Raw genomic sequence first — 13,507 nt, 5'->3', positions numbered from 1 at the left:
TTCTCATTACCCTTTTACTCGATAGGCTTTCTCATGATATTCGGTAATATAGTCGAACAATTGTCTCCCGTCATGCTGTTCGAACGCCCCTAAGCTCACATACATGGCACGATAAGTTTCAGGGACCCATATGTAGGTATGGACATAATCGGTCAAATGAAATCCAGCTTTTTCCCAGAATCGAATCCGATCGGCATTTTCTTTGGAACGTTCAGCCTCGACCTCAATGACGATGCCCAGACAGCCTGCTTCGTTCTCAGCCCAGTTTCGAATGTCACGCAAACATGTCAAGCCTACACCATGACCTCGCTGTTCTTGGCGAACCGCAATATAATCGATAATAAGAATTCGTGCTTTGGTATTCAACGCGGTAAGTGCCATTGCAACCACATCTTCATCAAGACTCCACGTGTGCAACATGCAAATCCCTCTTTCGAACATGCTTTGGATGAGTGCACGATTTTTTCTGCCATGTTCAGGAAAGGCTTCTTTATATACGTGCTCCGCTTTCTCCCAAAGCGCTTCATCCCACCGTGTCGTTATCTCATAAATCATGTTCAACATCCCTTAATGCAAAATCAACCGCATATTCAGCATGAATTTTCGTTGTATCGAATAAAGGAACCGTCGCATCTTGCTGAGCTATCAAAAGCGTAATTTCCGTACAGCCCAAAATAACCCCTTCTGCCCCTTCATTGACTAAATCTCGGATGATCTCTATATAGGATTGCTTGGAATCCTCCTTTATCGTTCCGAGACATAGCTCTTCGTATATAATATCATGAACAATTTTCCTTGAGTCTGCAGGAGGGACGAGTACTTCAAGATCATGTTTATCTACAAGTCTGCCTTTGTAGAAATCTTGTTCCATCGTAAAGGCTGTGCCGAGTAAAGCAACTTTCTTAATTCCAGCTTTTACGATCTCCTTGGCAGTTGCATCCGCAATATGAAGCAACGGGATGGATACGGCGTCTTCAACTTCTTTGGCCATCTTGTGCATCGTATTCGTACAAATGACGATACAATCCGAACCGGCAGATGCCAGTTTTTGAGCGGATTCGATCATGACACTTGTTGCTTCCTCCCACTTACCCTCATGCTGAAGCGTCTTGATCTCATGAAAATCAACCGAATACATGAGGCTTTTGGCCGAATGATGCCCACCTAATTTTTCCTTTACCCGCTGATTGATGATTTGGTAATAGAGCAAAGAGGATTCCCAACTCATACCACCTATTAATCCAATTGTTTTCATACCGATTTCCTTTCATTCTCTATACTCGTTCGAGCGGACGATAGGGCTCCACAGGTAGGATAACGCGGATTTCATCACCAACTCGAACGTCTCCGCCAGTTAATACGATCCCCATCACTCCTGCCTTTCGGACGAGGTTGCCATTTTCATCATGATCCAATACGGCTTGCAACAACCCTGACTGGAAATGATCGATTTGCGCACATGGATTACGGAGTCCAGTAATTTCAATGACAGCGTCCACACCGATGGTTAGCTTTGTTCCGGTTGGTAGTCCAAGTAAATCTATGCCACGTGTTGTAATGTTTTCACCCAATTGACCGGGATTTACGTGAAAACCTGAACGTTCTAATTCGTCGAATAACTCCGAATGAATGAGGTGAACCTGGCGAAGATTGGGTTGATTCGGATTTTGTGCAACACGTGAGCGATGCTTTACCGTCTTTCCCATATGTGCATCGCCTTCCACGCCTAGTCCAGTCAGGAGCCTAATGCCCTCGAAAGTCTGTTTACTGAACGAATGTGTTGCATTCCGACTGGTTGACAGAACTTCTCCAATTTGAGATTCATGGTTTATGGCCATTCCTAACTCATCCTCTCCGATTTGAAAAACTCTTTTCAACCTTATTTTACTTCCAATCCTCCACAAAGCCAACTCGCGTTGACAATGCTTGATCTACTTCATATAGAGTTTCACTAAAGTAATGACTTGGAATATCCGATGGGCGAATCAACTCTTCCTCTGGAATGTTACTGTAGATGTAAGGGCCTCTCTTCACTTTACCAGCTAAATAAAAGACTAGATCGTATACTGTCACAGTTTCGTCCTCATACCCTACCGAAGTTCCGCTAAAGGTTAAATTCACGCCAACCCCAAGATGTTCATTCTCTTTGAAAAACTCATAGTAACCTCCTCCATCCACGATGGAGCCACGTTGCCAACCAGCATTGATTAATTTCCCTAGTAACGAAAACCCATTTACCTGCACGCCACCGAAGCGCTCAACACGCAGGGATTCATCTTGCTCTGGTATAAATACCTTTCGATCTAGTTGTGCGACAGGCTGAGTAATCTCAAGCTTTTCCAACTGTTTCCTCCATAATTCAATGGAAGTTTGATTCAGTTCTAGCGGGTGAATAAGCCGAATATACAAATTCTCATCGAGATCAATTGAACTATTATCCGCAGAATAATAACTTCCGTCATCCAAATAGAGGAAGGTATCCTGCAACTCTTTCGCCTCCGAATATGTCCCCCAAATTAATGAGCGTGCAAAGACATGAAGGATGGCATTCTGTATAAAAAGCTCTTCCCATGCTGGCTTCGTCCAATAGCGCCGCGTAGACATCGCTTGTTCTAAGCGGATTGCCATGGAATTCATAATAAGCTTTAGCTCTTTCTTCAACTGTTTGAATTCATCCATTGCTGACTTAATTAGCGTTTCATCCTCATGTTTCCCAGGAGTCGGCAAGGATTTGTAGCATCTGCCTTCAGCATCCTCAATTCGGATTTCCAACGTTTTGGTAAGTATCAGTTTCAACTCTCTCTCACCATATTGGAGAATTCTGTGACCAGTCAAATTGAAACCGAGATTAGAAATGATGCGATCGGCAAGCTCCTCTGGATCGATATCAAGTTCTTTAGAAGCTTTAGCTAAAGCATCCTGAGCTGTTTTCTTTACTTGCTTAAACTTGCTCTTTCTAGCCAATTGATCAACTATAAGCAAGCCAGAATTCTTCTTTGAAATCACCAATGCTTTCACAGCATTCGTTGCTAGTACTAATCTTGACTCTAATGGCCACTTCAGGATGCAAGCGTGCAGTTGGTTAATGATTCGCTCATCGCCAAACATCGTAGCAAAAGCCATTATCCATTTATTTTGAACATCTGCACCTGATTCAAGCCAGAACTGCATGAGCATCCACGCTACTTGAGAAAGATCTTCCAATTCAAGATGTTCTGCCACCGATCGAGCTTCCCAATTCATCACGACCTCATTCTGAATAGCGAAAGTATACAGCAAATAGTGGCTAATGACAGGTTCAATAACTTGTTGATTCGCTTTTAGTCGTATAAGCGGTAATTCATTGAAAGGGATCCAATCTAATTGTTGAAGCTTGGCATGTTTGAGTTTGGCCCTGCAATAAGATGTGATTTCGTCTTGGCTAATCGGTTCTTGATCCGTGATCTCTGGTTTTTCTTTTAACGTATTTAGAATAAGCATTTTGATTTTTTCATTCTTCTCTGATTCTAACAAGCGCTCCAGCTCCAAGTGGGAAGACTCATCATTCCAGCTGCACAAGAGTTGCACCGCTGACTCTCGAATTGCGGGCTTTTTATGGCTAAGATGTGGCTTCACATAAGGCAATGCTACAGGATAGTCCCGTAGCAATGCGATACTTGTATCCCTTACCACCTTATTATCATCTTTCAAATAGGTGGAAATGAGAGGCATGTACTTTTCATGATTGGATTGGGAAAGCTCTTCGAGAAGAAACTTCTTCGTATATTTATTATCATCAGATGCCTGAAGAAGGGCTACTATGACTTCGCCTTGAACCTGTATATAGGATTTCAAAAAATGATATCCTGTCTGGTTGAAGGCCTCATCACCCGAGGAATGTTGTGCATAAGATTTCATAACAATCGTCGGGAGCAATATGCTGCTATCACCACCAGCGTTGGTAATTCGTTCAACAAGCTCTGTCACAGTGAATCCTTTATCAGACAGCCAACTGCCCATAATCCATAGCGTTTCCTTATCAGCATAAGCTAAGAAACACAATCCCCTATCAAACATCTCGGAAAGGTTGCGTAGATCCTTCAAATCAAGCAGTCTACGATAGTTAGACCCGGTTGAAGTCTCATGTAGATGACATAGGTATCTTTCAACATCTACAAATGGGATCTCTCCTCTAAAATAGGCGTGTAACTGAGGATCATTCGGAATCAAGTTATCCAAATAACTTGCAAATTCCCGAAGCGCTACGCTTAAGTACGGCTTTTCCTCCTCTTTTTCCCAGACTATTCGGCACAAATGAATGGTTTTCAACCCTTGTGACATCTCAATTGCTTTCCAAAAGCTCTCCGGTCGAGCAGCGAATTCTTCTCTCAATACATCGTCATAGGACCCGTCACGGCTTCCAAGACCAGGCTCTGCAAGATTGATGAGATAGTGCTCACGAAGAGCTCCAAACTCTTCCAAAATACCAGGGATCTTACGTAATTCCTTGTCACGATCATGATAAAAGGCCATTCTACAATTCGTTACAAAAGCATTCGGGTCCTCATTAATCAGCTTTTTCAGGTATTCGGATGCAACATGACTGTGATTCTTAACTGTAACAGCCAAATAAACACAATTTCTCAATTGACTTCTTTTATCTATCTCCAAATGATCAACCGAGGCAAGTTGGTGAAAATGTTTTTCAAACCATGCTAAAGCTTCATAATCTTCACCGTTATGCTTGGTTAACAAAGCAGCGATATATGGCTGCACAGCAGCATCTTGGTCCGGATACAACTTGTGCAATAGTTCAGGCTCACTTTGTGCCATTAATTCCACAAATTCCAAGGCATACGACTCTGGATTTCCTCGATAATCGACAAATTTGCTCTTCGATAGCATCCATTCCCAAACGATGGTGTAGGGGACTTCGTATTGGGTGACAAGACGTAAACATCCTCTTCGCCACAATGCATCCTCCATATTATAATCTGCGCTAGTTTCTAGAAAACTGTCCTTACCTATGTGTATGAATAAAGATAAATACCTTCCGATCCTAATGGGATCTACCTTCTTTTTCCTAAGCGTTGACAGCAATGCCCATGTTTTGCGACGCTGTTCCCGTTGCAGTTATTTGAAGTCTATAGGTGATACGTTTCCCAACAACTCAACTTCCAGGAGGTTGCCGTTTATATACGCTAAACATGTTCGAATTTCGCTTTCCGTAATACCTATCGCTTGTAATACATCTGTCATTTCGTTTACGTAACTTTGTTCTGTCAATGTGATTCCCCTTCGATTAGCTAAAATGAAAACAAGGAGCATCTGCTAACGCAGATCTGCTCCTTCTTCTTTCATACTCTTAAAAAACAAACGATGATCTCATCTTCTTCGCCATCATAGCTTTGATTTCATGCACCAATTGAATCGAAGCTTCGATTTCAACTTTTCGTGTGGAGACACTTTCAACACTGCACCCGATCGGAATCCCTTTTTCAAGGCCAAATTCGAAAATTTCTTCAAATATTTGTTGGGAAACCGATACGGATTTATCCAAGACATCATGCGAATATTTCAAATCATTTTCCAACCATTTGGGAATGGAGATGCCAAGCCATTTCATAAACTCAAGGGTCTTCGTCGAGCCACAAGGCGCAATATTCATAAGGATCGGCACCATGTCGAGCTTATTCTCTTTACAATGATAATAATAGTCCGATAAGAAATTCTTCGACGCTTCAACGTTATAGGTCGCTTGGGAAATGAAAAACCGACTGCCACTCGCTATTTTGTTGATCATTCTGAGATGTTCATCATCTTTTTTCATGTGTCTTTCGGGGATTACGACGGCCCCTAAAGTTAGATTTTCATTCAGCTTTCTGCTTAACGCATATGCTTCTGGCAGACCCATGTGAACATCTTGTTTACTGGAAGAGGCCCCAACAAATACGGAGAATCGCTCCTCTTCAAGATCAGCTTGAATCCATTCCGCCAGCTGTTCCTCTGTGTATTTCCCCACACATCGATAAATAATTTTCGGGATATGTAACTTGCTCAAATACGTCTTACTATACGTAGTCGGGTCAACCGTCTGTAAATAGGGAAAAGGACGATCTTGATCGATGCGATCACTTTCCTCCTGAACATCATAGAGAATTAAGCCATCTATTTGAAGTTTCTGAAGTCGCTCACATTGTTTGTGTGAAATTTCAGCCATTTTCTCTAGCGAATGTGTTTCCTTAGGAGGTGTCATACCGTATGTAATGATACCTGTTTCTCTTCTAAGAATTTTGTCTTTTAACAAATGCGTCACAACCTTATCTGCCTAATTCCCGAAAATGAAATCATAGTTAATTACTCGGTATTGTATATTTCGACCCCTTTTAGCTAAATCCTTTTCAATTCGGTAGGATCTCTACATGAACTTCGCTCTCATAAAAGCTAAACTTGCCGCGAATTCTTTCTCAGGATCATGAACGGTACACTCCGCTGAAATCATCCCAGCATAGCCAGATTCCTTCAACGCTGCCGCGAATTGATCATAGGGATATTGACCTGTGCCAGGTGACAACCGTCCCGTATCCGCAAGATGAATATGCTGAAGCCAATCCTTATTTTCAATCAGGGTGGAAATCGGATCTTGCTCCTCATCCATATGATAGAAATCTGCCAAAACTCGAATCGTTGGAAGATTAACCTGCTTGGCCAACATCACTGCATCCGAAACCGTATTCACGATGTTGGATTCCTTTTGATTCAAGGGTTCAATGGCCAGTGTAACACCCGTTCCTTCGAACTCATCTCCGATTCGTGCTAGTAGCTGAAGAAGCTGTTGCTCTGCGCGATTACGTTCCCAACCATCTGGAATTTGACGTGCTTTTCCACTGCCGAGAACAGCCGTTGTGGCTCCAATCTTATTTAAAGCGCTTGCAGCTTTATGGACATAGCGTCTGATTCTTTCCTCATCGGCTTCTGGACCGACCACTTTCAAGTCTCCAGGGAAAAATATACTAAATGCCTGTACGGGAAGCGGACTGTTCAAATACATGGGAAGCTTGGCGGCGTAATCCGCTTCATCCTCTAAATTTAATGCGACGAGCGCGCATTCGATATAATCAAAGCCCAATTGTTTAAGTCTCTCCGCCTCTTGAATCCCACTGCACCATCCAAATGTGTACATGTACATTCCTCCCTAACGGCTTATAAGTTCAATTCTCCCTATTTAATATACCAAGAAATAACCACGAAGTGGATCTTTTATTTGTACAAAAGTATGATCTATTATAAGAAAATCACCTTGCGAAACACAAAGAAGAACTGCCATAAGACAGCCCTTATCATTTCAATCTATTTCAATTATTTAAAATAGATAAATCGCTCTCCCGCGGACATCATATGGAACTTCTGCGCAGGATACGTGTGGAACAAATAATCAACGAAGTAGGCCGGGTTATCACGATTATTGGAAAACATATCAAAATGGATAGGGATTAGTAGATCGCTCCCAATCTCAACGCCGAAATCTGCCGCTTCACGGAAGTTCATATTGCCTACAATTCCTCTTGAGGTCCGTGCATAATCGCCTCCATTTATTGGAAGAAGTGTAACATGAGGCTGAAATTGCTTGGCATGCTCGATCAACTCTGGTGTGACAACCGTGTCTCCCGTATGGAAGATTCTCACGCCATTGATTTCGATAAAATAACCCAAATAATACTGATTCCCATCTTGATCCGTCTCATACGCTGTGTGCGCTCCCGCAACAGGAGTTATGGTAACACCACGTCCGGAAATCACCTGCCCTTGCTTGGCAGCAATGATTCTGCTTGCATCCACTTCTATATCATGCAGCAAATTCACATGTGATGCTGGTGCCACGAATTTCGTCTCTGGATGAGACACAGAAACACCTTTGATCGTAGTTAAATCCATATGATCATTATGGAAATGCGTGAGTAATACGATGTTTACATCTAGCTCCTGGGGCGTAAGCGGCGGCGGAATTTCCCTTTTAAATTCCGTATCGGGATTTTCCAATTCAATCGAATAACTTAAATAAGGATCGATACAAATGACTTCGTCTGAACTACCGCCTTTAATCAAAGCCCCGGCTTGACCCAAACTCCAGATTGCTACCCCATCGTCTGGGACATGCGTACGTTGAATTTCCTTCAACAACGATTCACCAGCATTGTAAATTGGTCTTAAACGTTCTCTTCCCATGTCGGTTACACTCCATTGGTATAGCTATTTTATTTGAAAATAAAAGGAAACGTAAATGCAACAAAAGCAGCCCAAACTCCATAGACTGGTAAATACTTCGTTACGGCGTCTTGGATGGTAGAAGGTCCTGTTTTATTTCGTAAGAAAAGCAGATATGAAACCATAATCCAAATAAGATTAGCCCAAATCAATATATTGACACCTAGAACAGCAATCCGGTTAGGCGTAATCCCATAAGAGGAAAGCCTGAAGACGATGGCTGATACTGCCACGCTATCAATTATAAGTGCTAGCACAAGTAAAGCAAAGTTTATATAATCCGAAATATTCTTTTTCTCATCTGTTCCGCTTTCTGTAATGGAGAAAATGGTAACGGCTAGTACACAAAGCAATATGCCATTAAAGGAAAGGAGGAAATCTCGATCCAAAAACGGATTTTTCCCAACCACCATAACCGTTATCAGATAGACCAACAAAGTTACCAACACAAGCGGACTGAAAATTTTGGCGATATAAGGCGCGATATTTTTGGCAAGTTTAAGATTGCGCGAAACGAGATATGTCGCCACAAGGGATAGCGCGACAGCTCCAAATAACACAACATTTTTAAAGTAAAATTCAGAGATATCCATGCCCACAAATCTAAATAGCTGCATAGTCAAACCTGTTAACAATACACCACTTATGGCCATAGTCGCGTAAAGAATGCCAAGTTCACCATTAAATTTAAGATAGGCTAAGCGGACGCTGCCACGTCGATATTCATTTCCTGTAAAAGCAAGCCCCACTAACACCCATAGGAAAATAGGAAGGTGTATATAAGATAAAAGTATACTGTCATTCTGCTCGAGTGGCAGTATATTCACATATATGATAGAGACAAGAAACAACCCTGCAAGTATATATATAACATGTCTCCGTGGGGGATTGCTGCATACAAAGAAGGTCGCAATAAATGGTAGCACACCAAAAACAAGATTGATTGGAGCGATTGTCTCTTGTTCGACAAAATGGAAAAGGATCCGTGTGATGATCCCAGCCAGTATCGCCAAAATGCCCATGATAAAGAAGTCCTTTTGAAACAAGGACGCCTTTTCTGTATGTACATCTTCTTTGAAGTGCAATCTCTCATACCAAGTGGCAAGTACCTGCGAATTCGGGTTTTGTTCCCAAGCGTAAGCGAATGTTTTTCTAAAAGCCTCAGGTTCTTTTCTAAACATTCGCTCAAGCTCGTGGGGGTTGCCCATATGTTTAATGATCAGATTGTTACTGTCCACAAGTATCCCTCCTCCATGTTTATTATCCAAACGTATTAGTCTTGCGTTTCTTCGTCACTTTTGAATTCTAAGATATCACCAGGTTGACAATCCAATGCCTTACATATCGCTTCCAACGTGGAAATTCGAATCGCTTTTGCCTTACCATTTTTCAGAATAGATAGATTAGCTAGCGTAATGCCAACCCTTTCCGAAAGTTCTGTCACGCTCATTTTCCTTTTAGCCAGCATCACATCAATATTGATTATTATCGCCATATTATTCACCTCAGACTATTAAGTCATTTTCTGATTTGATATCGATCGCTTCTTGCAAAAGCCTTTGAAGAACAGCGGCGAAAACAGCAATCACGGTGGAAGCAAATATAATAATCAAACCGATGGCGATGAGACCAGGGGCGTCATCTTTCTCCGCAATCAGATACAAGATCGGCAAGCCTACCACATATAAGATACTGATTGCGTTGGCACAGTATTTGATATTTTTCAATGCGATTACAGATAATTCTGAGAAGGCAACGTTCTTATCGATATAACTTAACAGCTTGAAAGCCTGATACAACGCAAAATAAAAGGGGATCGCTGAAGCATAGATATCGATGTAAAAGAGATATTGCAAATACGTCTTGCCTGGATACAACTCCACTGCATATCTCCCAAGCTCCGGCACCACGAATATGCACAGGGCAAGCACAGGGAGGCCAATAAGAAAGACGACGATTTTCAAAAATAATGTTGTTCCTTGTTTCACCAAAAGCACCTCTTTTCATAATTATTGATTTGACTTTATCATATAATTTATCGTTTTACAATAAAACATTATTGATTTTTAGCGTTTTATTATTGTTTTTACTTTTGCTAAAATAAAAAAAAGAGTGCCTCCCGCCACATACATGACTTTAGGGGCACCTTCGTATCAATGAATGTTCTAGTCCTCTATATTGATAGACAACAGCTTGCCATCTACCTTAGATTCCTTATACATTATTGGTATAACACCATCAGGGAACGGTACCTCAAGACGGTAAACACCGACCTTATCCTCGTTGTTGTTTGATATCTCTGTGACTTCATAACCCTCTTGAATGCCTGCCTTCGATAGCAGCTCTAAGAAATTAGGCAAGCTAACATCATGATATCGACGATGTAGTTGATCCGTCCATGTCGGGATATCCCAATCAGGTGCTTTCACGTCTACACCGGACTTCCGCATCGTCTCAAGCACTTTAACGACCGTACGTCCATCACCCTCCTGCATCGCAGAAGCAAGCGCAAGGTAAGCTCGGTTAAACATTGCGATGTCATTCCATTGGTTTTTGGCAACCAGTAAGTTGAACATGTGATCGATACGTTGATCTGCGGTGAACCAATAGGTGTGGAAATCCATTGGATTTACTGGGCTTGTTCCTGTGATCACATATTTCCCGTCATCCGAAACACGGAATACAGGCGAAATATCGAAGCGCGTAGGGTACTGTATAACAAATATCTGACTGCCATCTCCACTGACCATGATTTGCACGGACAATGGCTCATGAGGTTCCACATCACCAGGAAGTATCGAAGATGAGCCTCTCAAACTAGAATAATAAACATGGCCATCCTTAGCTGTCTCTTTGACAAGACGATACATCAACTGGCTCTTATGTATGTTGGAATTTTCAGCGGTTTGAAGTGAACTCCCTTGTATTCTGCGATTATTCTCATCCATCCGCCACGTGATTTCTGCTATGCCACGCAATTCATCAGGCTTACGATCGCCTGTTAAATCTGGAAGCTTTATTGCCAAACTGTATTCGTCCGACTGCCACAAATAAGCTGTATACCTCGTCTTGGACGCATAATACACATCGGAGAAACTTGTCAAATACGAGATACCCTCGATCTTCTTTTTATTACCGAAGTCGAACATCCTTAAGTGCTTTCCTGAAGCAGTAAATATCCCTGTGAAGAGTAAAACTGGTATTAGCAGCACAACCATAACGTTGACCAAGCCTCGAGTTCGGATTTCATCAGTTGGCTGCATCGTACTCTGTTGCTCAGGGTTAATATTAAGCTTCTCCGCTAATATTCTCATAAGCTTACCTATTAACAAAGTTCCAATACATGCGTATGCGAGCAAAGGTACTGCATATCCCCACGGTGATGTTAGTGAACGGAACAAACTCACAATTAGCGTGCACATCATCGCAAGCAACGCGAGTGGCAGCATGGCACCAAAATTCCGCCTAAACGTACCCGTAGCCTTTGCCAAAGCATTACTAAAGCTGATATTTTCGAGTACGATCAAATATGGCGTGAGTGAATAACACATTAAAATAATCATCAAAATGATTCCAATTGGAATAAAAGACGCTGCAAGGAAGATCATCGCCGCGCCAGTCACGAATTGAAAAATCGTCCATGCGATCATATCGCCGAAATATCTGCGCCCATATACAAGCAGTGGAACTTTCTCCTGGTTCAGCACCCTTTCTTTCAGCCCGCCTAGATACATGCCTCTTATAAAACTTTGTAACCCCATTAAGACGGCAGAGATTAGGAATGCTGCACCTCCCCATGCTGGTGTGGCTAACCGAAGATACGTGTATGGCATTTTCAAATCAGCAAGTGAAGGCATATACAAAGGAATCGTTGCGTTAAAACCAGCTGACTGAACAGCAGCCCCTGATGGAGTTAACGTTGTCAGCGTATACGGATAGATGGAAAATCCAAAGTAAATACCAAAACTGACTGCCATGGTTATCATAACTTCAACGAACAGGACCAAAACAATCAAACGAATATAGGCCATCTTTACCTCCTTCGCTAAACTGATTTCATGATGCGTGATAACCCCTTCCATTATTTGACTCATATGGAGAGTAATTGTTTCGACTTCATACTTCATCATACAAAAAAAGAAGCTGCCTCATCGCAAGCTCCTCTTCTTTGACTCTAATCACTCAGTTTCCCATAACGAATCTCGAGACAAATTTACATAGGCCAATTGCTTCATTTCATTGAGAAAATCAGGCTTCCTATCAATCATACACATGGCTACGTTTAAAAATCGCAGCTTCTTCAGTTTCATCATTTCGACCGGCAACTCATGTATCGAGGTAAATTGAATCGTTAATTGTTCCAGTTTCTCAAGCTCTGCAATTTCAGCTGGCAATACGTTTAGGCTGATTTCTTCCTTCGGCTTTATCTGGTAGCCCGGAGTCGGTCGATCAGAGCTTCCACATTGGATGCAAAGTACTCTTAGGTTCTTCAACTTCGCTATGGATGCTGGAATATAGGCCAAATCAGCTGTTTGGATGGTCAAACTTTCAAGCTTACTTAACTCAAACAACCCCTCCGGTAAGTTGTAAAGATCTTGTTCAAAAATGACTAGTTCCCGCAGCTCCGAAAGTTCCCGAATTCTCTCAGGCAATTCCGTTACATGATGTCGACTAATATACAGCTTATCCGTTTTATGTTTAATGGCATCATCTAGTAGACGATCAAAGTCCATGTGAGCCTCTATTCTTAGAAAAAGTCCTGTCATTTGATCCATCAATCCCATTGCTTCTTCCTCAGTTACATCCATCCCATATTCATCTTCATGGACAATCGAGTAAAGGTAGTCACCACCACCTTCTTTCAAGAAACATAAGTCTTCCGGAAGTTTTGGGAATATCCAATCCGACAACTGATTGGCCATCTGTTTCAGTAGATGCCCGCTTTCTTCACAACATCTATACAAATAATAAGAACCTGCGGTATAAAAAGCATGACTGCGATATTCTTTTTTAATTTGGATAACATCTTCGATATTCTCGCCTTGGATGATGATTGTTTTCACCAAGTAAGGCTCTAACGCTTCTAACACGCTTGTGTATTGCTTCTGCTCCCCATCTGCAAGATGCCATAGTCTTTCGCTAAGTACAAAACATTCCGAGTTTCGTATCGCTAAATCAATGACTTGCGCGTAGGCATCTCCTTTGGGATCTGTATGCATTCTCATTAGTTGAATCTCCATTTCAAATCGTAGTGATTATCCTA

The 13,507-nt window shown here is 41.9% G+C and carries 12 protein-coding genes; all 12 read right to left on the bottom strand.

Going from position 1 to position 13,507, the window contains the following annotated elements; genetic code table 11:
* Positions 1 to 6 precede the first annotated feature (6 nt).
* Positions 7 to 555 (bottom strand): GNAT family N-acetyltransferase, encoded by a 549-nt coding sequence (locus ASL11_RS26425; protein ID WP_056621482.1) that lies wholly within the window; start codon positions 553 to 555, stop codon positions 7 to 9.
* On the bottom strand, positions 545 to 1,255 hold the full coding sequence (locus tag ASL11_RS26420) for an aspartate/glutamate racemase family protein (protein WP_056621480.1): 711 nt from the start codon (positions 1,253 to 1,255) through the stop codon (positions 545 to 547). Before ASL11_RS26420 ends, ASL11_RS26425 begins: the two co-directional genes overlap by 11 nt.
* 19 nt (positions 1,256 to 1,274) lie before the next feature.
* Complete coding sequence (locus ASL11_RS26415; protein ID WP_056621478.1) at positions 1,275 to 1,838, bottom strand: MOSC domain-containing protein; 564 nt, start codon at positions 1,836 to 1,838, stop codon at positions 1,275 to 1,277.
* Positions 1,839 to 1,884: 46 nt separating this feature from the next.
* The gene (locus tag ASL11_RS26410; RefSeq protein WP_056621476.1) at positions 1,885 to 4,953 is read right to left on the bottom strand and encodes a DUF4132 domain-containing protein; all 3,069 of its coding nucleotides are present in this window, start codon (positions 4,951 to 4,953) and stop codon (positions 1,885 to 1,887) included.
* Between the two features lie 391 nt (positions 4,954 to 5,344).
* A complete protein-coding gene (locus ASL11_RS26400; RefSeq protein ID WP_056621471.1) occupies positions 5,345 to 6,286 on the bottom strand; it encodes a methylenetetrahydrofolate reductase in 942 nt (313 codons plus the stop codon).
* 111 nt (positions 6,287 to 6,397) lie between these two features.
* Positions 6,398 to 7,162 carry a sugar phosphate isomerase/epimerase family protein gene (locus ASL11_RS26395; protein ID WP_056621469.1) on the bottom strand — a complete coding sequence of 255 codons (765 nt, stop codon included), beginning with the start codon at positions 7,160 to 7,162 and terminating at the stop codon, positions 6,398 to 6,400.
* A 176-nt stretch (positions 7,163 to 7,338) separates the two neighbouring features.
* Entirely contained in the window at positions 7,339 to 8,205 is an 867-nt protein-coding gene (locus ASL11_RS26390; protein ID WP_056621466.1) for an MBL fold metallo-hydrolase, read from the bottom strand.
* A gap of 29 nt (positions 8,206 to 8,234) precedes the next feature.
* Complete coding sequence (locus ASL11_RS26385) at positions 8,235 to 9,482, bottom strand: DUF4153 domain-containing protein (RefSeq protein ID WP_056621465.1); 1,248 nt, start codon at positions 9,480 to 9,482, stop codon at positions 8,235 to 8,237.
* Positions 9,483 to 9,517: 35 nt separating this feature from the next.
* On the bottom strand, positions 9,518 to 9,739 hold the full coding sequence (locus ASL11_RS26380) for a helix-turn-helix domain-containing protein (protein WP_056621462.1): 222 nt from the start codon (positions 9,737 to 9,739) through the stop codon (positions 9,518 to 9,520).
* 10 nt (positions 9,740 to 9,749) lie between these two features.
* Positions 9,750 to 10,232, bottom strand: a complete 483-nt coding sequence (locus ASL11_RS26375; protein ID WP_056621460.1) for a DUF2975 domain-containing protein — start codon at positions 10,230 to 10,232, stop codon at positions 9,750 to 9,752.
* Between the two features lie 177 nt (positions 10,233 to 10,409).
* Positions 10,410 to 12,275: a hypothetical protein gene (locus ASL11_RS26370; protein ID WP_157257059.1), complete on the bottom strand. Its 1,866-nt coding sequence runs from the start codon at positions 12,273 to 12,275 to the stop codon at positions 10,410 to 10,412.
* A gap of 147 nt (positions 12,276 to 12,422) precedes the next feature.
* Positions 12,423 to 13,469 carry a leucine-rich repeat domain-containing protein gene (locus tag ASL11_RS26365; protein ID WP_056621457.1) on the bottom strand — a complete coding sequence of 349 codons (1,047 nt, stop codon included), beginning with the start codon at positions 13,467 to 13,469 and terminating at the stop codon, positions 12,423 to 12,425.
* Between the last annotated feature and the right edge of the window lie 38 nt (positions 13,470 to 13,507).

It is taken from the genome of Paenibacillus sp. Soil750, from assembly GCF_001428045.1.
In the GTDB taxonomy this organism is placed as follows: Bacteria; Bacillota; Bacilli; order Paenibacillales; family NBRC-103111; genus Paenibacillus_E; species Paenibacillus_E allorhizoplanae.
The sequence above is the reverse complement of the archived record's forward strand: the minus strand, read 5'-3'. Positions and strand labels throughout refer to the sequence as shown.